The sequence below is a fragment of the Pseudoalteromonas sp. SG41-2 genome (assembly GCF_014164535.1).
GTDB lineage: Bacteria > Pseudomonadota > Gammaproteobacteria > Enterobacterales > Alteromonadaceae > Pseudoalteromonas > Pseudoalteromonas rhizosphaerae.
The window spans coordinates 1-24,045 of sequence record NZ_JACJFK010000001.1; the positions used below are offsets into that span (position 1 = coordinate 1).

At 41.3% G+C, this 24,045-nt stretch carries 15 protein-coding genes, 1 rRNA gene and 1 pseudogene; 14 read left to right on the top strand and 3 right to left on the bottom strand.

The annotated features are described in order from the left end of the window. The first annotated feature begins 3 nt into the window (after positions 1-3). A 5S ribosomal RNA gene (gene rrf, locus H5186_RS00005) occupies positions 4-118 on the top strand. Between the two features lie 287 nt (positions 119-405). Further along, a protein-coding gene (locus H5186_RS00010; RefSeq protein WP_182793874.1) for an IS630 family transposase occupies positions 406-1,438 on the top strand; the annotation gives its coding sequence in 2 pieces (ribosomal slippage) (positions 406-864 and positions 866-1,438; 1,032 coding nt in all). A gap of 142 nt (positions 1,439-1,580) precedes the next feature. On the opposite strand, the gene H5186_RS00015 is transcribed toward H5186_RS00010, so the two are convergent. Continuing rightward, complete coding sequence (locus tag H5186_RS00015; protein ID WP_182793877.1) at positions 1,581-3,206, bottom strand: alpha-glucosidase family protein; 1,626 nt, start codon at positions 3,204-3,206, stop codon at positions 1,581-1,583. Positions 3,207-3,928: 722 nt separating this feature from the next. Between H5186_RS00015 and H5186_RS00020 the strand changes: the two genes are divergently transcribed. The 8 genes from H5186_RS00020 (at position 3,929) to H5186_RS00055 (ending at position 19,351) form a co-directional block, all read left to right on the top strand. Then, entirely contained in the window at positions 3,929-6,679 is a 2,751-nt protein-coding gene (locus H5186_RS00020) for a TonB-dependent receptor (RefSeq protein ID WP_182740719.1), read from the top strand. A 104-nt stretch (positions 6,680-6,783) separates the two neighbouring features. After that, positions 6,784-8,295 carry a tryptophan halogenase family protein gene (locus tag H5186_RS00025; protein ID WP_182793879.1) on the top strand — a complete coding sequence of 504 codons (1,512 nt, stop codon included), beginning with the start codon at positions 6,784-6,786 and terminating at the stop codon, positions 8,293-8,295. A 1-nt stretch (position 8,296) separates the two neighbouring features. Continuing rightward, positions 8,297-9,784, top strand: coding sequence for a tryptophan halogenase family protein (locus tag H5186_RS00030; protein WP_182793880.1), 1,488 nt, complete (start codon positions 8,297-8,299; stop codon positions 9,782-9,784). A 52-nt stretch (positions 9,785-9,836) separates the two neighbouring features. Beyond that, on the top strand, positions 9,837-11,642 hold the full coding sequence (locus H5186_RS00035; protein ID WP_259400271.1) for a glycoside hydrolase family 13 protein: 1,806 nt from the start codon (positions 9,837-9,839) through the stop codon (positions 11,640-11,642). A gap of 123 nt (positions 11,643-11,765) precedes the next feature. After that, complete coding sequence (locus H5186_RS00040) at positions 11,766-13,658, top strand: alpha-amylase family protein (RefSeq protein ID WP_182793884.1); 1,893 nt, start codon at positions 11,766-11,768, stop codon at positions 13,656-13,658. Next, on the top strand, positions 13,648-15,132 hold the full coding sequence (locus tag H5186_RS00045) for an MFS transporter (RefSeq protein WP_182793886.1): 1,485 nt from the start codon (positions 13,648-13,650) through the stop codon (positions 15,130-15,132). The genes H5186_RS00040 and H5186_RS00045 overlap by 11 nt, the downstream gene beginning before the upstream one ends. 14 nt (positions 15,133-15,146) lie before the next feature. Continuing rightward, the gene (locus H5186_RS00050) at positions 15,147-17,552 is read left to right on the top strand and encodes a glycoside hydrolase family 15 protein (RefSeq protein WP_182793888.1); all 2,406 of its coding nucleotides are present in this window, start codon (positions 15,147-15,149) and stop codon (positions 17,550-17,552) included. A gap of 86 nt (positions 17,553-17,638) precedes the next feature. Next, positions 17,639-19,351: an alpha-amylase family glycosyl hydrolase gene (locus H5186_RS00055; protein ID WP_182793891.1), complete on the top strand. Its 1,713-nt coding sequence runs from the start codon at positions 17,639-17,641 to the stop codon at positions 19,349-19,351. Between the two features lie 22 nt (positions 19,352-19,373). Here H5186_RS00055 and H5186_RS00060 read toward each other — a convergent pair whose 3' ends face one another. Further along, on the bottom strand, positions 19,374-20,351 hold the full coding sequence (locus tag H5186_RS00060) for an integron integrase (protein ID WP_149982792.1): 978 nt from the start codon (positions 20,349-20,351) through the stop codon (positions 19,374-19,376). Positions 20,352-20,606: 255 nt separating this feature from the next. Between H5186_RS00060 and H5186_RS00065 the strand changes: the two genes are divergently transcribed. From H5186_RS00065 to H5186_RS22830, 3 genes are all read left to right on the top strand, one after another. Beyond that, positions 20,607-20,933, top strand: a complete 327-nt coding sequence (locus H5186_RS00065) for a hypothetical protein (RefSeq protein ID WP_138585493.1) — start codon at positions 20,607-20,609, stop codon at positions 20,931-20,933. Between the two features lie 108 nt (positions 20,934-21,041). Further along, complete coding sequence (locus tag H5186_RS00070) at positions 21,042-21,599, top strand: GNAT family N-acetyltransferase (RefSeq protein WP_182197572.1); 558 nt, start codon at positions 21,042-21,044, stop codon at positions 21,597-21,599. Between the two features lie 114 nt (positions 21,600-21,713). Then, positions 21,714-22,331, top strand: coding sequence for a YecA family protein (locus H5186_RS22830; RefSeq protein WP_220496365.1), 618 nt, complete (start codon positions 21,714-21,716; stop codon positions 22,329-22,331). A gap of 78 nt (positions 22,332-22,409) precedes the next feature. Here H5186_RS22830 and H5186_RS00080 read toward each other — a convergent pair. Then, positions 22,410-22,679: pseudogene (locus tag H5186_RS00080) on the bottom strand (group II intron maturase-specific domain-containing protein); the annotation flags it as partial. Between the two features lie 98 nt (positions 22,680-22,777). Here H5186_RS00080 and H5186_RS00085 point away from each other — a divergent pair. Continuing rightward, positions 22,778-23,782: a transposase gene (locus H5186_RS00085; RefSeq protein ID WP_259400260.1), complete on the top strand. Its 1,005-nt coding sequence runs from the start codon at positions 22,778-22,780 to the stop codon at positions 23,780-23,782. Positions 23,783-24,045: the final 263 nt, after the last annotated feature.

Genomic DNA, 24,045 nt, shown 5'->3' on the forward strand with positions numbered 1-24,045 from the left:
TTGCTTGGTAACAATAGCGTTTTGGACCCACCTGACCCCATGCCGAACTCAGTAGTGAAACGAAACAGCGCCGATGATAGTGTAGCATTTGCTATGTGAAAGTAGGACATTGCCAGGCTCCAAATTGAGAAAGCCGCTTCAGAAATGAAGCGGCTTTTTTACGTTTAAAATGTGAGTTAGCGAGAGTAAAGTTAGCGAGAGTAAAGTTAGCGAACGTTTGACATAGGGCGCGAAAAGTTTATTTTTGTAAAACTCGAAACTCGAAACTCGAAACTCGAAACTCGAAACTCGAAACTCGCAAATTTATTTCCTCTATCAGCTAATGATACCAATCTGCCAAATTATACCAATCTGCCAAATTATGTGATCTAATTAACACACTGATACTTATCTACTTTTACTAAATTGAACTTAGAAAAATCCAAGCAACTTTTAGCTTTATCACGTAAAGAGCCTAATGCAAGAAAGCGCATACGCCTGCTTGCTGTTTCATTATTCTTTGAGGGTGAAAACAGAACGAATATTGCTAAGCGCCTAAATACAGCGCGCGGCAGTCTCAATAAATGGGTTTCAAACTACCTTAACAATGGCGTTGCTGGCTTGAACAACAAACCGATTAAAGGTCGTCCAGCTAAATTAACCTCACAACAACTAAATACACTGTCAGATTATGTAAAACAGTCAGCAAGTTCTTCAGAAGGAGGCAGACTAATGGGGGAAGATATTGCTCAGTATATTTATGACCAGTTCAACATAAGATATCACACCGATCATATTTACAAACTGCTCAAGAAGCGTGGGTTTAGCTGGATCACAAGCCGTTCTAAGCACCCAAAGCAGTCAAAAGAAAGCCAAGAGGCTTTTAAAAAAGTTCCAAGTGGAAACGATCCTTCACACCCCAGGACATCTCCCTTTAGATCGCATTGATGTGTGGTTTCAAGATGAAGCACGGTTTGGACAACAAAATCAAACAACACGCTTATGGGCTGAAACAGGCTCTAGGCCTCGCGCAACAAAACAACAGCAGTTTGAGTATGGATACTTATTTGGTGCAGTGTGCCCAAGTAATGGTAAAACAGAAGCGCTGATCAGCCCTATCGTCAATAAAGACGTCATGACGCAACACATGGAATTAATATCAAAAGCCACGGAGGTAGGACGTCATGCGGTCGTGATCGTTGATGGCGCTGGTTGGCATACTATTGATACTGTAAAACCATTCAATAATGTCACGCTAATAAAACTTCCGCCTTACTCCCCGGAGTTAAATCCAATAGAGCAAGTATGGAGTTGGATACGGCAACACTGTTTATCTAATCGTGTGTTTAGTGGTTATGAAGAAATAGTCGAACAGGTTTCGCAAGCGTGGAATAAATTCATTTCAGTCCCAGATACGGTTAAAAGCAAATGCTCTAGAGACTGGATAAAATTGACTTAATCTTTATGCAGATTGGTATTATTTAAAGAACTATAGTTGATAAAGAATCAAAAAATCGGCCACAATATAGATTATGACCGATTACTCTTTTTCGAAAAGGAAATTACAATCTTGCAAATCCCTTTTATATTACTAAAAAATATTAACTAACGGCTGCGTAAAAACAACCAAAACCGGGTAGGGTAAGGGTTTGTTTATCTAAGCTGCCATTGTGATGATTCAGTTCTGTATGTGGCACAATATCAGTGTGTTCAATGTTGAGGCTTGCAGGCTCTTGCGCTAGGTTAAATACGCACAACATAGTCTGGCCTGCAAAACGACGGTAAAAAGCTAACAATGGCTCAGGGGTATTAATAAATTCAATATCGCCTTCGAGTAAGATAGCTTGTTGCTTACGCCATGTCATAAAATGGCGGAACGCATTTAGAATAGAATCACTATCGCTATCTTGTTTGCTTACAGTCTGGCGTTTGTGGTTTTCGTCAACAGGTAACCAAGGTTTCGTTGCAGAAAATCCGGCCTGTTCACCGTCATCATTGTGCCATGGCATAGGCGTACGACAGCCATCTCGGCCTTTAAAGTTTGGCCAAAAAGTTATCCCATATGGGTCTTGTAAGTCTTCAAACGCCACACTTGCTTCGCCAAGACCTAGCTCTTCACCTTGGTACATACATACACTACCGCGCAATGAAGCGAGGAGGGCGGTAAGCATTTTACACTGCTCTGAGTTTACTTCACCATTGTTACTCCAACGACTAGCAACACGTTCTACATCATGGTTACTAAAGGCCCAGCATGGCCAGCCTTCTGTCATTCGTTCTTCCAATGTTTTAACTGTTGTACGAATATACTCACTGCTATAATCATTGGTTAGTAGCTCAAAACTGTAACCCATATGCAATTTATCGCCACCAGCGGTGTATTCAGCCATAGTAGCAAGTGAATCCTCGGATGATATTTCACCCAAAGACACGGTACCAGGATATTTGTCTAACAGGGTACGAATATCTTGCATAAAGCTGATATTTTCAGGTTGGGTATTATTATAATGATGATACTGAAATGCATATGGATTATCTTCGCTAAAACCACGGCCTTGGCGTTTTTCTGGTGGTTTGGCTGGGTTATCACGTAGCTGTGCATCGTGATAACAAAAGTTAATTGCATCTAGGCGAAAACCATCTACCCCTTTTTTAAGCCAAAACTCAACATTGTCTAATACTGCTTGACGGACATCTGGATTATGAAAATTAAGATCCGGTTGTTCAGTAAAAAAGTTGTGTAAATAATACTGGCCACGACGCGGCTCCCATTGCCAAGCAGGGCCACCAAAAATAGAAAGCCAGTTGTTTGGCTGGGTGCCATCTGGTTTTGCATCAGCCCATACATACCAATCTGATCTGGCGTTAGTTTTGTCTTCTCGGCTATCTAAAAACCATTGATGTTGGTCTGATGTGTGGCTCAATACTTGATCAATAATAATTTTAATATCACGTTGATGAGCTTGTGCAATGAGCTCGTCAAAGTCATTAAGATCGCCAAAAAGAGGGTCTACGTCACGATAATCGCTGATATCATAGCCAAAGTCTTTCATTGGTGATTTAAAAAATGGTGAGATCCAAATAGCATCAACACCCAGACTTTTAATATAGTCTATCCGGCTGATGATCCCTTTTAAATCACCAATGCCGTCACCGTTGGTATCTTGAAAACTGCGCGGATAAACCTGATAAATCACGGCACCCTTATACCACTGCTGTTGAGCCATTTTTTTCTCCATCGTGACAACACTCCCCATTTTACCCTAGCAATTATTACTGTTTAGAAATGGTGTGTTCGTAATCTTGTTAGCAGTTCAATTAAAGCAAACTACGTTATTTTTTAAAAAGCATACGTGAAGGGCTTGATACTGTAAAAAGGATGCATACGTATGCATGCTAAATAGATCGCTTTGATAAGGAAAACAGCTTCTGAAAAACCTATTAACAAAGGTATGTGAGCGGCAAATAGATGTTTACCAATTCTCGTTTTCGTATCATTAACAAAGTAGCAAATCCAACTTGGTGCATATTATATGGGTTCTGTAGCGTTATGGTGCAGCGCCATTAATGGTCTTACCAATTGGCATTTTGTGAGGGGGGCGATCGGGACTCGAATGCAAAGTGTGAATGCACTAATAATTAAGGTATTAAACTGTAAATCGCCGCGCTGAAGGAGCTCGAAGCAGTACATATTTCTTTTATAAAATAGAATGATCAATTATCCCCTCTTTATACCTATAAAAACAAGGTGTTGCCATTATTTGTGTGAATTTTTTGTTAACTTTGTTGGTTTTGTACTAGCCTGAATACGTATGCATAAAGTTGTTAAAAAAATAAGGCGGGCGTTAATATTCATCCTGACAACAAAATAGCTAACAAATGGTTTGCTTCTATCACAAGCAACTCGCTAAAAGTTAGTAATATAAAATTGGGTAACGGGAAACACATCATGTCTATGTTCAAACCAAGTATATTAACAATTGCACTTGCAACCGCAGGCTTAACTAGCATGTCAGGTTTTGCAGCTGAGCAACAAACAACTGCGAATGAAGATTTAGAAGTCATTGAAGTGAAAGGTTTTCGTCGTAGTTTAATTCAAGCTATCGACACTAAACGTTTCAGCAGCTCAGTAGTAGAGGCAATCTCAGCAGAAGATATTGGTAAGTTACCAGATTCGTCTATTGCAGAATCAATTGCGCGTCTACCTGGTCTTGCCGCGCAACGATTAGATGGCCGTGCAAGTTCAATTACTATTCGTGGTATGGGCGAAGACTTTAGTACCACAACATTTAATGGTCGTGAGCAAGTATCGATTGGTGATAACCGTGGTGTTGAATACGACTTATACCCGTCAGAAGTGATCAGCGAAGTTGTTGTATACAAAACGCCAGATGCATCTTTAACGACTCAAGGGATTGGCGGTACCGTTGATTTACGCTCTACGCGTCCTCTATCAGCCGGTGAACAATCAATTACTGCAAATGTGCGTTTTGAACAAAACGAAATGGATGCAGTTAATCCAGAAATGGATAATAAAGGTTATCGTGGTTCGTTTGGTTATGTAGATCAATTTGCTGACGATACCATTGGTGTTGCATTTGCTTATGCCCACATGGAATCACCAAATCAAGAACAACGCTGGAATGCATGGGGTTATGATCCAAGTGGTGCTGACGGCAATTTACGTTTACAGGGCGCTAAGCCTTATGCACGTTCATCAGAGCTAACAAGAGATAGCTTTTTAGGTGTGCTTGAATTTGCACCATCAGATAAACTGCATATTACCGCCGATGCGATGTATGTTGATTTTGAAGATAAGCAAATATTACGAGGCATAGAGCTGCCATTAAATTCAGGTCGTGCAGATACAAATTATGAAACGTTAGCCACCAATGGTGGCGTTGTTACTCAAGGCCAAGTTAATAATATTAAAACCTTAGTTCGTAATGACGTAAACTTCAGGACTGCTGATTTACTCGCGCTTGGTTTTAACGTTGAATACGATATAAATGACAGCTGGCAAGTGGCTGCTGATGTGAGTTATTCAAAGGTTGAACGTGATGTCTGGGGTCTTGAAAGCTATGCAGCGACAGGACGTGGTGACAACGAAGGCCTTGGTGATAACCTACAATACAGACTTGACAGTGGTATGGCTGGCGCCATTTTTACCCCTACACTTGATTATTCAGACCGCGATTTATTTCAACTGGGTGCAGCGCGTACTTGGGGGAGTAGTGCTGTTGGTGGAGATGGTCAAGATGGCTTTTTAAATAGACCACATGTTGAAGATGAATTAGCATCATTAAAGCTCAGTGCAAAAACGTTTATTGAAAACAGCCCGATAAGCCAAGTTGAATTTGGTGTTAACTACAGCAGCCGTGAAAAAGATAAACAAGATACCGGTGAGTACCTGCGCCTCAAGCAGTATCCTGAAATGGTGCGTATCCCAGATGAATATTACCTAGGCTCAGTATCACTTGATTTTATTGGTATGGGTGACATGATTGCATATGATTCGTTAGCCCTATACAACAGCGGCGCGTACGATTCATTTAATCAAGCTGATACTGATACAGGCCGTTGGGCAAATATTTGGACTGTACAAGAGGATATTTTAACTGCCTATGTTAAAGCTGATTTAGATACTGAATTGTTTGGTTTACCTGCACGCGGCAACGTGGGCTTGCAAATTGTAAATACAGATCAAAGCTCTGACGGTTATGCGGTTGATTCAGATCCGGATACAGGCCTTGTCCGTGTACAATCGAATAGAGCAGGCGACAAGTATACTGAATTTTTACCAAGCTTGAACTTGAACTTATCGTTGACTGAAGATCAAATGCTACGCTTTGGTTTAGCTCGTACAATGTCGCGTTCACGTATGGATCGTATGAATGCAAGTAACAGCTACAGCTTTGATGCGGCAAAAAACAACGTTACAACACCACCGACTAATCTAGAGAATTCACCATGGAGTGCAAGTGGCGGTAACCCAAGTTTGCGTCCTGTTATTGCTAATCAAATCGACTTATCGTATGAGTATTACTTTAGTGCGGAAGGTTATTTTGCAGCTGCTTTATTTCATAAAGACATAGAAGATTGGCAGTTCAACACGCAAATAGTGGGTGATTTTGCTGATGTTGATACACCTAATGGTGAAGTGCCGATCACTAACCAAGGTCTAGTGAGCGCATGGGATAACGTAGGCGATGCAAAAGTATCAGGCCTTGAGTTAACAGCGACATTACCAGGTAATATACTCAGCGATAGCCTTGAAGGCTTTGGTACAGTTATTAGCGCTACCTTTTTAGATTCTTCGCTTGATAACCTCAATGGTGAGAAAGAAGAAATTCCAGGTCTATCAGATAAAGTTTATAACTGGACACTTTATTATGAAAACTACGGTTTTCAAGCACGTGTGAGTATGCGTTACCGCTCTGACTTCTTAGGTGAAGTAAATGGTCTATCATTAGCAAGAACAACGGTCGTTGTTGCAGAAGAGACTATCTGGGATGCCCAAATTGGTTACGATTTCTCTGAGTCTAGCATTGAAGCATTACAAGGTCTTACTGTATCGCTACAAGCACAAAACTTAACTGATGAGCCGTTTGTAACTTATCATGACGGCAATAAAGCAACGGTACGTGATTATCAAAGCTATGGGGCTAATTATTTATTAGGCTTTGCTTATAAATTTTAATTAAATATACCCAAGTCAGTATGATTCAGTTGTATTAAACGCGATTGAGACAAGATACTAGGGATCTCAATAGAGATCCCTTTTTTATTTGTGAGGAGTGATAAATGAAAGCGATAGAAAAAATTGTTATCTTAGGCGGCGGCAGTGCAGGTTGGATGACCGCTGCGATGTTAGCAAAAGTGTTTTCTAAGCAGCTATCAATCACTTTAATAGAATCACCCGATATTCCAACTGTTGGTGTAGGGGAGGCAACTATCCCTGCGATACAGACTTTCAACAATGTCTTGGGGCTTGATGAACACGTTTTTTTAAAGCGCACTCAAGGCACTTATAAACTTGGTATTCAATTTGAAAATTGGGGCCAACAAGGCGATAGTTACCAGCATGCATTTGGTGATATTGGCAGAGGGCTTGGGATCACCCCATTTCATCACTTTTGGCTCAAAAGCAACCAAAGCAAAACAACGCAAACCTTATGGGACTTCAGTGTTAATGCGATTGCGGCAAACCATAATAAATTCAACCCAAATCCACAGATTGGTAAAACGCCTTTAGCTGGGCTTACTTATGCTTATCACTTTGATGCGGGCAAATACGCAAAGTTATTACAAGAGTTTGCAATTGCGCAAGGTGTAGAATATCTCAGTGGTACGATGGAGTCTGTAAAATTAGACGATAATGGCTTGATTAAAACACTTGAACTCAGTGATGAACAAACCATAAAAGGTGATTTTTTTATTGATTGCAGCGGCTCCAGTGCACGCTTGATTGAACAGGCGTTGGGGGTTAAATACCAAAGTTATCAGCATTGGCTTTTCTGTGATCGTGCAATTGCAGTGCAAACTAAACCGCTGAAAAATACGCCGCCATTTACTCGTTCGATTGCAAAAGATGCCGGGTGGCAATGGCAAATTCCGCTGCAAAATAGAGTGGGGAATGGGCTGGTATATAGCAGCCAATTTATGAGTGCTGAACAAGCTGAACAACAGTTATTAAATAGTTTAGAAACTGAGACCATAACGGCCCCAAAACATATTAAGTTCACGCCAGGAAGACGCGAACAGCAGTGGTTTAAAAACTGTTTAAGTATTGGTTTATCTAGTGGCTTTTTAGAACCTTTGGAATCTACCAGCTTACATTTAATACAAACCAGTATAGCTCGGTTTATTAAGTTATTTCCGGCGCACCCTGATTGTGAGTTATCGGCGCATGCTTATAATTTACAAGCCAAAAATGAATTTGAAAAAATTCGTGATTTTATTATTTTGCATTACGCTGTTAATCAAAAACAGTCTCCATTTTGGCAACGGTGTGGCGCTATGACATTACCTGACTCATTACAGCAACGTATTGCACTATTTAAACGAACAGGCACGCTTTCAATACAAGCAGATGAACTTTTTTCAGAGGTTGCTTGGCTACAAGTTTTAATTGGACAAGGGATCCGACCACAAAGTTATCACCCGCTCGCACGTGCAATTTCAGATTCTGAGCTTGATGAGTTCTTATCCAATATAGCGACTATCCAACAGCAATACGTTACTCACTTACCAACACATGAGCAATATTTACAGCGATTTTGTCGTTGTTCAGAGTTAGCAAAAGGCCAGATCTAGTATGAATATTATTATTGTTGGTGGTGGTACAGCAGGGTGGATGGCTGCTAATTTATTAAATCATTCTCTCACTAATACCCATGTCACTTTAATTGAATCACCAACAATTGCGCCTATTGGTGTTGGTGAAGGGTCGACTGCGCAGTTAAAACAATTCTTCGATACATTAAATATTAGCGAAAGTGAGTGGATGCCTCAATGCAATGCAACCTACAAACTGGGGATTGAATTTAAAGATTGGTCTACCCATCCAGGTCATGAGCAGTATTTTCACTCATTTTATGGGCAGACGGATTTACATACACAGCAGCAATTTATAAAAAGTTGTTTGTTAAAACGTCAAGGTATAGCGATTGATGCACATCCCGACAGCTATTTTTTAGCAGCCTACTTAGCTAAGCAACAGCGTGGGCCACATACTCAAGCGGACTTTCCATTTCAGCAAAGTTATGGTTATCATTTTGACTCGGGACTGCTTGGGCTATTTTTAGCTAATAGAGCAACAAGCAAAGGTGTTAAGCACCTAAAAAGCACCATAGCGCAGGTTGAGCTTGATTCTGCAGGCAACATCAAGCAGCTTGTTCTTGATGAAAACAGTGATGGACAGCAGTGTATTGCAGCTGATTTTTTTATCGATTGTAGTGGTTTTAAAGGATTGCTTATTCAGCAAGCATTAGCCGTACCTTGGCTTAGTTTTAAAGAAAATCTATTTAACGACAGTGCTATTGTACTGCCGACAATGAGTAATCAATTACAAGCCCCGCAAACAACTTCAACCGCATTAAAATATGGATGGCAATGGGCTATTCCGCTTACCAATCGTATTGGCAATGGTTATGTTTACAGCCAAGACTTTTGCAGTGCTGATGAAGCAGAAACAGAACTTAGAACCAAACTCGGCTTACTCAATTGCGATGTACCTGCACGTAAGCTAACAATGAAAGTAGGACGAGTTAAGCAACATTGGTATAAAAACTGTTTAGCTGTAGGTTTATCGCAAGGCTTTATTGAACCTCTTGAAGCAACTGCTTTACATTTAGTGCAGCAAACAATCGAATCGTTTATCGCATGTTTTGAGCATAACCGACCGAGTGAAGTAAAACGTGATCCGTTCAATATGCAAATTAATAACCGTATAGAAGGTATTCGCGATTATATTGTGTGTCATTATCGCGCATCTAATCGGCGAGATACAGAGTATTGGCAAGCAAATGGTCAAAATGAAATGCTATCAGCCTCGTTAAAAAATATTCTTCAGTGCTGGCTATCGCGTAATGATTTAACCGGCGAAATTGCCCATCAAGGGATTGAAAACTACTATTCAAGTCTGTCGTGGCATACCTTATTGAGCGGTTATGGCGTCTTCCCTCCTAGCGTTGCTAAGCCAAGTTATACGCAACAACAGCAAATTAAAGAGCTTTATAATTTTAACCATCAGTGTGCAAGCCATTTTAGAGCGCTTACGCCCATCATCCCGCAGCAAAAATAATCAGGATATTAATATGAGACTATCAAAAAGCGCATTACTGTTAGTAACAGTAATGCTGAGTTTTCAGCTGCACGCAAAAATGCGCGTTGAGCCACAAAACTGGTGGGTTGGTATGCAAAATAATACCTTGCAAATTATGCTGCATGATCAAGGTATTGCTAAGCAACAATGGCAATTAGCATCTTACTCAGGGGTGAGTTTAAAAAGTGTAACTAAAACCGATAACCCAAATTACGTTTTTTTAAATATTGAAATAAATCCAATAGCAAAGCCAGGTGTTTTAGTGTTTAGCAGTAAATCAGGGGAGCGTTTTGAGTATCAATTGCATGCACGTAAAGCTAATAGCAGTAAACGTAACGGTTTTGATAGCAGTGATACCATTTACTTAATTAATCCGGATCGCTTTGCTAATGGCGATAGCAGCAACGACACAGTAAAAGGAGTGCTTGAGGGTGCAAATCCAATTGAGCGAGGTGGGCGTCACGGTGGCGACATTCAAGGTGTAATTAACGCACTGCCGTATTTGCAAAAACTGGGCGTAACCCAGCTTTGGTTAACACCACCGCTTGAAAATGATATGCCCAGCTACTCTTATCACGGTTATGCAATTACCGATTTTTACACTATCGACCCACGCATGGGCTCAAATGAGTTATATCGCGAGTTATCAGCCAAAGCGAAACAACACGGTATTGGTATAGTGATGGACCTAGTGCTTAATCACTTTGGCTCTGAGCATGAATGGATGACAGATAAACCCACATCAGATTGGATCAATTTTAATGGCGAGTTTGCAAACGGTAAACATGCTACCAGCCATGCTCGTCAAACCATTCAAGACCCACATGCAAGTGAGTTTGATAAACGCCAGTTTAGCGATGGCTGGTTTGTAGCCACAATGCCGGATCTAAACCAGCGGCAACCGTTATTAGCAAACTACCTTATCCAAAATGCTATTTGGTGGATTGAATACGCCGACTTAAGCGGTATTCGCGTTGATACCTATTCATATTCAGACAAAGCCTTTTTAGCTGACTGGACTAAAGCCATAATGACTGAGTATCCCGCTTTTAATATTGTTGGCGAAGAGTGGACCACCAATCCTGCGATTGCTTCATATTGGCAAGCAGGAAAGGTAAATAACGACGGCTATACCTCAAGCTTACCAAGCGTGATGGATTTTTCATTACAAGAGTCACTTATTCAAGCACTTAATGAAGAGGAGAGTTGGAACACTGGCTGGGTAAAAGTGTATCAATCAATCGCCAATGACTTTTTATACCCAAATCCAGACAACTTGCTCGTGTTTGCCGATAACCACGACATGAGCCGAGTTTACACTCAGCTTAAGCAAGATCTTGCTAAAACGAAAATGGCGATGACTATGTTGCTTACCACTCGTGGTATTGCACAAATGTATTATGGCACCGAAGTATTGCTTGATAATACGGGCAGTAATGATCACGGTGATATCCGTATTGATTTCCCCGGTGGTTTTAAAGGTCAGCCAAGTAATGCTTTTACAGGACAAGGGTTATCAGATGAGCAGCGTGATATGCAGCAAACCATCACCACCTTACTTAATTTTAGAAAGCAAAGCCCAGCAATAGCGCAAGGTAAACTGGTTCATTTTAGTCCTAAATCAGGTATATACAGTTACGCGCGGATAAGTGAACAGCAAACTTTGTTGGTGTTTTTAAATAAAAATACCGCAGCAAAAAACTGGTCATTAGCGTATCTGCAAGAGGTTATTGGGCAATACAAAAAGGCTGTGAGTCTTTTTACTGAACAGCAAATAAATATAACAGATACAGTGACCTTAGCGCCTATGAGTGCAACGGTATTAATAATTGAATAAAGCCTGTGTGAATACGTATGCAGCCGCTGTCAGTCAGTGGCAGTTCACTTTAGTATTAAATTTATAATAAAAATGACGTTTAAATGACAACCCATTAAAACGTCAGATCTAAGTAAGAACATTATGACAACAAATAAAACCACAATTAGTACATTCAAATATGGCTCATGGGTATTAGCTAGTAGCTTGTTATTGTCGAGCTGCTCAGATGAGCCCACAACCCACAGTACTGACAAAAAGGTAGCTGAACAAGTTAACGAGCATTCAAAGCCGGTTGTGTATCAGGTATTCACGCGCTTATTTGGTAATACGCAAACAGCCAATATTCCGTGGGGAACCAAAGAGCAAAATGGCGTAGGCACATTTAGTGACTTTAATGATGCTGCTTTAAGTGGCATTAAAGAACTTGGTACCACCCATATTTGGTATACCGGCGTGTTACACCATGCTTTGGTAGGCGATTACAGCCAATATGGAATTAGCCAAGATGACCCGGATGTAGTGAAAGGCCGTGCCGGCTCGCCGTATGCAATTAAAGATTATTACGATGTAAACCCAGATTTAGCCATTAATCCAGAGCGCCGCCTCGAAGAGTTTGCTGCATTAATTGAGCGCACCCATCGACACGGTATGAAAGTGGTCATTGATATTGTGCCAAATCATGTGGCGCGTCATTATCAATCAACCGCTAAACCCGCTGGAGTTAAAGATTTTGGTGAGCAAGATGACACCAGCGTAGAGTATGCCCGCGATAATAACTTTTATTACGTTACTGGGCAGTCATTTCAAGTACCAACCATTGAAAACTACCAAGTGCTAGGCGGTAATGCCCACCCACTTGCTGATAACTTATTTGCTGAAACGCCTGCAAAATGGACTGGTAATGGTGCCCGTGCTGCTAAGCCTGATATAAACGACTGGTACGAAACAGTTAAAGTAAATTATGGCGTAAAACCTGACGGTAGTTATGACTTTCCAACTCTGCCCGATGAGTATGCTACTAAAGATTTACGCGCGCACTTTGAGTTTTGGCAGGATAAAGAGTTGCCAAACAGCTGGTATAAGTTTCGTGATATCGCGCTATATTGGCTCGATAAAGGCGTAGATGGCTTTCGCTATGATATGGCCGAAATGGTACCAGTAGAGTTTTGGAGCTTTCTAAACTCATCAATCAAGATGCACAACCCAGAGGCATTTTTACTAGCCGAGGTATACAATCCCGCACTATATCGCCCGTATATCCAGCAAGGAAAAATGGATTACTTGTACGATAAAGTCGGCTTTTACGACACCTTAAAAGCTGTTATGCAAGGCACGCAACCGGCAGACACTATTTTTAATGCTCAGCAAAAAGTGGCTGACATAGAGCAGCATATGCTGCACTTTTTAGAAAACCATGACGAACAACGTATCGCCAGCCCTGACTTTGCAGGTAGTAGTGAAAAGGGCAAACCCGCATTAGTAGTATCAAACCTTATTAGCCGTGCGCCAACACTATTATATTTTGCTCAAGATGTGGGTGAAGATGGCTCTGAAGATGCAGGCTTTGGCAAACCAACTCGCACCAGTATTTTTGACTACATTGGCGTGCCAGCGCATCAAGCGTGGATGAACAACGGCAAGTTTGATGGTGCTTTATTAACACCGGCACAAGGTCAATTACGTGAATATTACAAAGCCGTTATGGCGTTGAGTAAACATCCAGCAGTTGTAGCTGGTGACATGCAACCACTGATGGTTACTGGCAGCGAAAAAGTTGCTGCGTTTAGCCGCAGTATCGGTAATCAACAAATTTGGGTGGTGAGTAATTTTGCTGAGCAAGTCAGTCAGATCAGTATTGATATTCCACTTAACACACTGACGCAAAATACCAACGAAAAAATACAATTGCTTGATTTGCTAGAGGCGAATCAAAACGCCGAGCTAACTATTACAGCTGAGCAGGCACACATTAGTTTAACTTTAAATGCGCTTAGCAGTGCAGTATTAACCACTGGAGCTCATAATGAAAAATAACAAACCAGATTTAAGTTTTTGGCAAATATGGAACATGTGCTTTGGCTTTTTAGGCATTCAATTTGGCTTTGCACTGCAAAACGGTAATGTAAGCCGAATATTTCAAACCCTTGGGGCGAATGTAGACGATATTCCTATTTTGTGGGTAGCAGCACCACTCACAGGGTTAATTGTACAGCCAATTATTGGTTACTGGAGCGATAAAACCTGGGGCAAATTAGGCCGCCGTCGTCCGTTTTTTTTATACGGCGCTATTTTAACCACATTATCGTTATTTATTATGCCAAACTCACCAACACTTTGGATTGCAGCGGGCATGTTATGGATAATGGATGCATCGATTAACGTCACTATGGAACCATTTCGCGCTCTTGTAGGCGATAACCTACCAAACAAACAGCGTGCTACTGGCTATGCAATGCAAAGCTTTTTTATAGGCGTAGGCGCCGTGGTTGCTTCTGCACTCCCTTGGATGATGACGAACTGGTTTGATATTGCTAACACCGCCGCTGCAGGGCAAATTCCTGATTCAGTAAAGTACTCATTTTACTTTGGTGCAGTTGTATTGCTGGTCGCAGTGGGCTGGACAATTATAACCACCAAAGAATATTCACCTGAAGAATTGGCCGCATTTAATCAACAAGAGCAAACTGCGGCTGAACAGGCTGTATCTGCACAAATTAACTTTAGTAAAGGCGGCAGTGTATTTACTGTGTTAGGCCTTGCTGTGCTTGGTTTAGTCATGGGATTAAACCTAGAAAAAGAGCTGTACCTATTGGCAGCTGGCTTAGTGAGTTTTGGCGTAATTCAATTTATTGCAGCCGCACTACAGGCAAAAAACCACACCAGCGGTGGCTTTTACCAAGTCGTTAACGATGTATTCACCATGCCAGAGGCGATGAAACAACTTGCTTGGGTACAGTTTTTTAGCTGGTTTGCATTATTTGCCATGTGGATTTACACCACCTCAGCGGTAACCAGTTTTCATTATGGTAGCAGCGACACAAGTTCAGCGGCGTATAACAACGGTGCAGACTGGGTGGGTATTTTATTTGCGGCTTACAACGGTTTTGCTGCATTGGCGGCTTTATGTATCCCGATCATCGTTAAGCGTGTTGGTTTAAAACTAGCACATGCACTTAACCTTATTTTAGGTGCGTTAGGTTTGGCGAGCTTTATGTTTATACAAGATCCGAGCTTACTTATTTGGCCAATGATAGGTATTGGTTTTGCGTGGGCGTCTATTTTGTCATTGCCTTACGCCATGTTAAGTACCTCAGTACCGAGTCATAAAATGGGTGTGTATATGGGAATATTTAACTTTTTTATTGTGATCCCACAATTATTAGCCGCCAGTGTACTTGGCCTGATACTTCGTCACTTTTTCCAAAATCAACCTATTTACGCATTGATGCTAGGTGCTATGTCTTTTGTACTTGCAGCGGTTGCCGTACTGCGGGTTAAACAGTCTTAATTTAAGGGGCTAAAATGAAAAAATATAACCTAATTACCGCGACAATATTGGCCGCAGGCCTTGTAGGTTGTGGCGTGCAAAATACGCAAACTAGTGCAGTAGCGCAAACATCAGTGAGTGCCCCAGGCGCACCAGGCGAAGCCCCATTTTGGGCATACGCAGGCAAAACTGGGATAGGCACGTCTTTTGAGCAATATCAAAATGGCCATTACAGTGACGACGCGCCAACAGCTAAAGTGTCAAAAGTATGGTTTTCGATTGCTAAAGGGATGATCACCGAAACTATGTTTGGGCTTATTCATCAAGCGCAAATTAAAGACATGCAATTTGTTGTAGTCGGAAAAGATTTTACAGTCACCGAAGCTGACGATTTAGACGTTACCATTGATTACTTATACAAAGACGATAAAGGCCGCCCGTTATCATTAGCATACAAAGTAGTAAGCAAAGACAAACAAGGTCGCTTTAGCCTAGAAAAACATATATTTACCGATCCAGACGGTCAAAGCTTATTTGTACGCAGTATTTTTAATACCCAGCTTGACGGTGTAAAAGCTTATGTAACGGTTAACCCGTATATAAACAACAACGGCTTAGATGACTTTGCAAAAACCACCGAGCAAGGATTGGTAGCGTGGCAGGGCGATAATTACTTGTCATTGCAAGGTGCACAGCCATTTAAACAAACAAGTGTCGGTTTTACGGGCGTGAGTGATGGTTTAACTGAGCTTAAAACAACCCAGCAATTAGCAACTGTGTATAAAAATACGGGTGAGCAATCGGGTAACGTAAGCTTACTTGCTGAGCTGGGTGAGATTGGTAAAAACAGTCAATTTGATCTAAGCCTAAGCTTTGGTAAAAACCAGCAAGCAAGCTTTAAAGAGGGCCAAGCTACGCTAGCCAAAGGGTATCAAGCTGTACTTGATAACTACAACGGCAAAGGCGAAGCCCTAGGTTGGCAAGATTACCTACAAAGCCTTGCACCACTTAATACCATGAGCGAGCAAACAGCTGATAACGGTAAACTGCTGTATACCAGCGCCATGGTTTTAAAAGCTCAGGAAGATAAAACCCATGCAGGCGCGCTCATTGCCTCTTTATCTAACCCATGGGGTGAAACCGTATCGGCGAAAACCGGCTCTACCGGTTACAAAGCGGTATGGGTGCGCGACTTTTATCAAGTTGCCATGGCATTTATGGCCATGGGCGATACTGCAACAGCTAAAACCGCATTTGAATACCTTGAAAAAGTACAAGTAAACAGCAAAACCCAGGGCAACAAAGGCGACACAGGGTGGTTTTTACAAAAAACACACGTAGATGGCGAACTTGAATGGGTAGGCGTACAGCTAGACCAAACCGCTATGCCTATTATGCTAGCGTGGAAGCTTCATCAGGCAGATGTGTTAAGTGATGCTGAGCTAACTGATTGGTATACCCGCATGTTAAAACCGGCCGCTGACTTTTTGGTAGACGGTGGGCGCGCTAAAATCCTATGGAACGACATGCAAATAACCCCACCTGCGACTCAACAAGAGCGTTGGGAAGAGCAAGAAGGGTATTCACCATCAACCACCGCTGCTGTTATTGCCGGTTTAATTACCGCCGCTGATATTGCAAAAATGGCAGGTGATGAGGTGAATGCTAAACGCTACCTTGCAACAGCAAAAAGTTACAACGCCGATATAGAAAGTATGATGTTTACCACCGCAGGTAATTTAGAATCAAGCGCATCAGACGGCGAATATTTTATACGTATTGGCCAAGACAAAGACGCTAACTCAAATACCAAAATTAACGCTAATAATGGCCGTGACGGGTTTAATAAAAAGCAAATACTTGATGGTGGGTTTTTAGAGCTCGTTCGCTATGGTGTACGTGATGCGCTAGCACCGAGCATAGTAAAAACACTCCCAGAATATGATGACGAAACCCTAACAGATAACCTACAAGTTAAATACAGCTTTGAGTTTACTGATGGCAGCGGCACATTTGCAGGATACCGCCGCTATGGTAACGACGGGTACGGTGAAGACGAAGTAACTGGCGCTAACTATGCGCAAGGTGGAAAAAATAGCCCAGGGCAACGTGGGCGAGTTTGGCCATTTTTTACCGGTGAACGGGGCCATTATGAAATTGCCGCCGCAAATGCTAATAATACCTTAGATGCAACAAAACAGCAGGCTATTAAAAATAGCTATGTAAAAGGGCTAGAGCAATTTGCTAACGAAGGCATGATGCTACCAGAACAAGTATGGGATGGCGTAGGCGTAAATAAAGCAGGATACACGTTAGGCGAGGGTACAAACTCGGCCACACCACTGGCATGGACGCATGCTGAATACGTGAAGCTAGTGCGCTCATTAAGTGACAAGCAAGTATGGGATCATTACCCAGTGGTAACTAAAGCACTAAAATAACCGCAAACTATCCGCAGTTCAGGTTAATTAACATAGCCGTAGTAAAATACGGCTATGTTATTTATTACAATAATAACGAGGCTGAAATGAAAACATTTACCTTGAGCGCATTAGCATTAGCAATCATGCTAACAGGCTGCCAAAGCGCACCATCATTAAATACCAACACTAACAATATCGCCAGATCGCAATTAAACACTGAGCAACACGCAACGCCTTGGTGGCAAAATGCGGTATTTTACCAAATTTGGCCCCGCAGTTTTTACGACAGCGATGCTGATGGCCATGGTGATTTTAATGGTATGACCCAAAAACTCCCGTATCTGCAAGAGCTCGGCGTTAACGCATTGTGGTTAACCCCCATGTTTGAAGCACCGTCGTATCATGGCTATGATTTTACTGAATTTTACCAAGTAGAAAACGACTACGGCAGCATGGCAGAGTTTGAAGCCTTTATAAAAGCCGCTGATGATAAAGGCATGAAAGTCATACTTGATTTAGTTATTAATCATATATCAAGTAACCATGAATGGTTTCAGCGTTCAGCAAAACAACAAGCCCCTTTTGCTGATTACTTTATTTGGCGCGACGATATGCCAAAAGCCGGTAGCGGTTGGGGCCACGCATGGAGTGATAACGACAAGCCCGATGCCGTATGGCATTGGAATGAAACACGCCAGCAATATTACTACGGCGCGTTTGGTGCCAGCCAACCTGACTTAAATTTACGCCACCCTGATGTTATTGCTGAAATGGAAAAAATGGCTAAGTTTTGGCTTGATAAAGGCGTTGCAGGTTTTAGGTTAGACGCTGTGCGCTTTGCCATGGAAAGCGGCGGCAATGCACAGGCCGACACAGACGAAACCATAGCTTACTGGCAGCACTTTAATCAGTATGTAAAAAGTGTGAACCCTGAGGCGTATTTAGTAGGTGAAGCCTGGGCCGATATTCCTGTGGCAGCCAAGTATTATGGTGCAGGGAAGGGGCTTGATCAGGGCTTTGATTTTGAAGTGGGCTATAAAATACTGGGTTTGTTAAAACCAGATGCCAGTGGCGAAGCGCAATTTGGCACCATGCAATCTAACCAACAAATCAACGCAGTTGATGCCAATGTGCTCAAACAAAATTTACAGCAACGTATTGACTCAGCCGCACCGCTTGATTTTTTTGCGCCGTTTTTAACAAATCACGACCAAGAACGTATCGCTTATCAACTTGCAGAGCATGACGATAAAGCAAAACTTGCCGCCGCCATGTTATTTAGCTCCCCTGGTACACCGTATATTTATTACGGCGAAGAAATTGGCTTAACACAAGGTGGCACAGGCCATGATGTTTATAAACGTGCGCCTATGCAATGGGACAACAGCAATCAAGCCGGTTTTACCAAAGCTAAAACGAGCTGGGTTGAACAAAGTGAATTATTTGGTAAAGACTTTACCAGCTGGTGGCCTGAATTTTTAGCCGAGCAGCTTAGCGCAGGCGATCGCAATGTTAAAGTACAGCAAGCAGACTCTGATTCACTTTGGCGTTTATATCAGCACTTAATTTCGCAGAAAAAACAGCGCCCAGAGCTGGGTATTAAAGGCAGTTATGAATTAACGCAACACAACAACGGCCTAGTTGAAATAACCCGCGAGTTAAACGGCAGTAAATCGATGTTTATACTTAATTTAACCGCTAACCCGCAAAGCATCAGCGGTATAAAACGTCAGGGGTTAACGCCTAGCTGGCAACACGATCTCAATGACGAGCAACTCGCAGCTTATGGTTTGTTGTTACTGAATAACACACTGTAAATAGGTTACACATAAATTGGGGTTAACATATGTTAGCCCCAATTCGTGAAAATGGGCTAATTACGCCATTGGCGCCTTGCTGCAAAACATGCGTGTAAATTTGGGTTGTTCTCACATCAGTGTGACCTAATTGTACCTGAACCGTTCGAATATCAGCGCCACTTTGGAGTAAGTGCGTAGCGAAAGAATGGCGTAAAGTATGTGGGGTAACGTGTTTATTAATGTTGGCATCCTTAGCTGCTTTTTTAACCGCGCGCTGTACTTGCTTTTCATCTATATGATGCCTTCTCAACTGTTTACTTTCAGGATCAACACTGAGCTTATAAGATGGAAATAAATATTGCCATCCCAGCTGCTTGTTATGATTGGGGTATTTTTTACGTAATAAGTGGGGCATGTAAACGCCACTGTATAGAGGATTTTTAAGATCAAGCTGTAAATAACTATTTACTAATTGTACTTGTGCGCGCAATTGAGGAATTAGCTCTATCGCGAGTGTTACAATACGGTTTTTTCCTCCTTTTCCATCCCAAATTCGAACACAGCTATAATCAAAGTCAATATCTTGTACCCGTAAACGTAGTGCTTCCATTAGCCGCATACCGCTGCCATAAAGTAGCGCACAAGCTAAATAGTGCTTTGTAATACAGTGTTTAAATAGTGCGGTTACTTCAGTTTGCGTAAGCACAACGGGTAATTTTCTCGGACGCTCACTTTTTACAAAATTTAATGATAACGACAGAGGGTCCTTAATTATTTCTTTATATAGAAAGCTAAGCGCATTCAACGCCTGAGCTTGTGTGCCTTGAGCAACATTTTGGGTGTTTACTAAATGGTTTAAATATAATTCGACTTCCGTATCCCCCATACAACTTGGATGTTGCATATTATTAAAGCGAATATAGGCAGCTATCCAAAAAAGATAAGCCTCAATGGTGCTCTTAGCATAACGCTTGCTATACATATGCTCTTGAATCATGTTTAGAAAAAGAGATTTCATAAATAATATTCAATTTCCAATAAAAAGGGTACTGTATATATAGACAGTTACTGGTGTTTTGTCCAATAATATTATTAAAAGTCGTTTTGGTGTAATTACACAAGAGTTATTTTATATAGCACGTAATTACATGTTTACAATTGAGTTATTTAGTGGAATTATTGAGCTATGTAATATACGCCGTTTTGGGGTGTTATAATCCCCCAAAGTGGTGTTCAATAAGCTGTTATGTGTTTCAGGAGTATGGTGTTTTCAATGGATAATGGTGACGTAAAAATGGTAGAAGCTAAAATAGAGTTAGAACGTATTTCTGAGCTTCAAAAATATAAAGAAGAATTTGATAAGCTTGGTTCAAATGATTGGGGGCTTAAAGATTTTCTTTCTATTATTGCGCCGTTTGGCTTGCTTCTACTTGCAAATAGTTTCTTTACAATCGAGAGTGAGTTATTTCAAATAATGTGCGTTATTTTCATTGCCTCGTCTTTTGTTCAAGGCATGGTTACCGCTGAAAGTAAAAAGACAAACCGCAGAATTGATTTACTGCTTAAAATCATCAAACAAGAACAGAGTAAAAACACATAACAAGCTAATTAATAAGGACAAAAAACAGTTGGCTGTTTTCGTTCCTCAACATTTTAGCCAACAATTTTTTGCCCATTATTAGGGCGTTATATTTCATGGAGGATTTAGGTGGATTTCCCAGAGTTAGAAACATCTCGTTTAATGCTTACCAAGCTATCAGTGGATGATAGCCCTGCATTATTAAATATTTTTTCAGATAAAGACGTTATCAAATTTTATGATATAGACGTTTATGATTCTGAAGAGCAATCGTTAAAATTAATTGAATTCTTCAATTCTCGCTTCACTGAGGCTATTGGCATTCGGTGGGCTATTCGTATAAAAGACACTGGTCAGTTAATTGGCACCTGCGGCTTTAATTCATGGAACCAAAAGATGAAGAATGCTGGTATAGGTTACGAGTTATCTTCTAAGTATTGGGGGTACGGCTATGCCACAGAAGCTTTATACAAAATCATTGATTCAGCCTTTTTAAATCAACTACCATTTGGTGAGCTTCATAGAATCCAAGGTGATACCATGCTTGGCAATGGTGCCTCAGAGTCGGTGCTGAAAAAGCTTGGCTTCAAAGAAGAAGGTATCCGTCGTGCAAGTGGTTACTGGAAAAATGAATTTCACGATTTGAAATGTTATGGTTTATTAAAGCCTGAGTTCAATGAAATATAACAAGAAAATAAACAAGGACACGTAACAGTTGGCTACGTTTCGCTTCGCTACACAATTTTAGCCAACTATTACTTAGCCTGTTATTTAGGCGTTAAGCATTAAGGAAGTCTAAGCATGAGCACAAGGCTATTTTTGCCAGTGATTCCTAAGCCAAGGGAAAATACGGCTTCTGTTATGGTGCCAGCAGAAGGTTTTCAAGGGCCTCTATTTAAAGGCGCAGCGAATATCAACCTTCATTGCGGCTCGTGCAGTTACATGGTTGCAAAAGGCATGGCATCGGGGCAAATGGAAAACTTGGTTCTGCAATGCCCTGGGTGCAGAAGCTATAACGCTGTCATAAGTATTCCAAAAATAGAACAGTTTGTAGAAAAACTTCAATTATCCAACCTTACAAGTCAATCTCTTCCAAAGTTTCAAGAGGCTCTTGCCAAGACCGTCAATGAAGAAACTACTCACGAAGAATTTCAAGAGTACTTGGAGATTTCCCTTCCAGAGTTATCTTGGTTTAAAGAGTTCCTTGTTCCGGGTAATACGGGCGAAATGTATGCAATGCTCGCATTCATATTGGCGTTAATAACTTGGTACCAAACAGTGTTCAAAAGTAAAGCTGCGGAACCAAAAGTTGTGGTAAATAATTACTTTACAGGTGCTGATCCGTTTAAAGAGGCTGGTCGAAATGATCAGTGTCCATGCGGCTCTGGCTTGAAGTTTAAAAAGTGTCATGGCGCGTAAAGATGCTTAATCGGGTAGCCGGAGGTCTCTAACCTCCAGCCCCCACACCACCCATCATGCGGGTCCGCAATGGGCGGTTCATCTCCCGTAATGAATATTGATCCAAATACCTCTCAGTGACACTAAACCTTTTGACGCTAAATAGTCATTGCCTAGCGCAATGTTAATTCCTTTTGTTTTTGAGCTTCGACAAGGCCCCTTGCTGGTGATACCACATGCTATGGCTAGTCTCTCACTGACCCCCAATTTCATTAAACTGCGTACTTTGGTGCGAGGTTTACGCCACTGTCGCCAGTAGCACATTCTTATCCTACGGCGGATCCAATGATCTAAATCCACTGTTAGCTGATTGAAAAATAGGACAGGCGCATTTTTTTGCAAATTTTTTGCAAAATCCATAGTATCAACTACTGTTTTTATATACAGTTTGACAGGAGTTGCTATGTATGACCCGGGCAAGAAAAAAGCTTATTGATTTAGCGTCCACATCTTATTATCACTTAATCTCACGATGCGTGAGACGTGCATTCTTGTGTGGTGATGATAAATACACAGGTAAAAACTTTGATCACCGTAGAGTGTGGTTAGTAGAGCGAATTAAGTTACTAAGTAGCGTTTTCGCTATAGAGATAGCTGCCTACGCGATAATGAGCAATCACTACCACCTTGTTGTGAACGTCAATAGACGTCAAGCACTTGATTGGTCTGATGATGAAGTAATTGAACGCTGGTATCAACTTTATAACGGCCATGTTTTAGTTGATCGTTACTTAAATGGTGAGCAGCTAGATAAGGCGAGTGTGCTCTTTTTTGATGAGATCATCGCTAAATGGCGCGCAAGGCTTTATGACATCAGCTGGTATATGAAAAACCTTAATGAGTACATTGCCCGCGAGGCCAATAAGGAAGATAACTGCACGGGCAAGTACTGGGAAGGGCGCTATAAGTCACAGGCATTATTAGATCAAACCGCAGTACTCAGTTGCATGGCCTACGTTGATTTGAATCCTATCAGAGCAAACATAGCCGATACGCTTGAAGACAGTGATTTTACCTCAATTCAAGAGCGTATAGCGCATTTCAAAGCCTTTACCACAGACACGGTCAAAGCAAATAAACCCCTCAAACAAAAAGATACTGTTCAATATGAAAGTCAACCAGCACAGCTAAAGCAATTTGGTGGTAATCATATTAAAGGCACGATCCCCTTTGCCTTACTGGATTACATTGAATTAGTCGACTGGAGTGGCCGCCAGATAGATCCAAAGAAAAAAGGGCATATCAACAAAAGCATACCAAAAGTGCTCCTGACGTTGAATATAGAAGAAGCGCAATGGCTTGAATCAATTCAACGTTTCAGGCAGCAGTACTCAAATTTTGCAGGCAGCAAACAACGGTTAAAGCAGCAAGCCGCCAGCAACGATGTAAAATGGTACAAAGGCGCAGGATGAACAGTTGCATCTTGATTGGTTTGTTTAAAAAACACGATATTAAATAAAGTGATGACCTAGCTTTGCCTTTATTTGCCTAAAACTCCTTCCAAGCCACTGAATTCTAAGTTCTGTAACTAACACTAACAGTGTGCAAAAAAATAATGATACGGTTACCCACAAAGGAAGAGGTGCTAAATCTTCTGACACAAAATATGTGTCTGTCCTTTTTATTTTGTCAAGATTACTCTCGCAATGCAAAATTATAAACATACTGGGCTGTT

Bases quoted from the DNA above. Each gene is read 5' to 3' on its own strand.
- H5186_RS00065 (WP_138585493.1), top strand. From the start codon at position 20,607: ATGGATAATGGTGACGTAAAAATGGTAGAAGCTAAAATAGAGTTAGAA.
- H5186_RS00050 (WP_182793888.1), top strand. From the start codon at position 15,147: ATGAAAAAATATAACCTAATTACCGCGACAATATTGGCCGCAGGCCTT.
- H5186_RS00085 (WP_259400260.1), top strand. From the start codon at position 22,778: ATGACCCGGGCAAGAAAAAAGCTTATTGATTTAGCGTCCACATCTTAT.
- H5186_RS00045 (WP_182793886.1), top strand. From the start codon at position 13,648: ATGAAAAATAACAAACCAGATTTAAGTTTTTGGCAAATATGGAACATG.
- H5186_RS00020 (WP_182740719.1), top strand. From the start codon at position 3,929: ATGTCTATGTTCAAACCAAGTATATTAACAATTGCACTTGCAACCGCA.
- H5186_RS00015 (WP_182793877.1), bottom strand. From the start codon at position 3,206: ATGGCTCAACAGCAGTGGTATAAGGGTGCCGTGATTTATCAGGTTTAT.
- H5186_RS00060 (WP_149982792.1), bottom strand. From the start codon at position 20,351: ATGAAATCTCTTTTTCTAAACATGATTCAAGAGCATATGTATAGCAAG.
- H5186_RS00035 (WP_259400271.1), top strand. From the start codon at position 9,837: ATGCTGAGTTTTCAGCTGCACGCAAAAATGCGCGTTGAGCCACAAAAC.
- H5186_RS00025 (WP_182793879.1), top strand. From the start codon at position 6,784: ATGAAAGCGATAGAAAAAATTGTTATCTTAGGCGGCGGCAGTGCAGGT.
- H5186_RS00030 (WP_182793880.1), top strand. From the start codon at position 8,297: ATGAATATTATTATTGTTGGTGGTGGTACAGCAGGGTGGATGGCTGCT.
- H5186_RS22830 (WP_220496365.1), top strand. From the start codon at position 21,714: ATGAGCACAAGGCTATTTTTGCCAGTGATTCCTAAGCCAAGGGAAAAT.
- H5186_RS00055 (WP_182793891.1), top strand. From the start codon at position 17,639: ATGAAAACATTTACCTTGAGCGCATTAGCATTAGCAATCATGCTAACA.
- H5186_RS00040 (WP_182793884.1), top strand. From the start codon at position 11,766: ATGACAACAAATAAAACCACAATTAGTACATTCAAATATGGCTCATGG.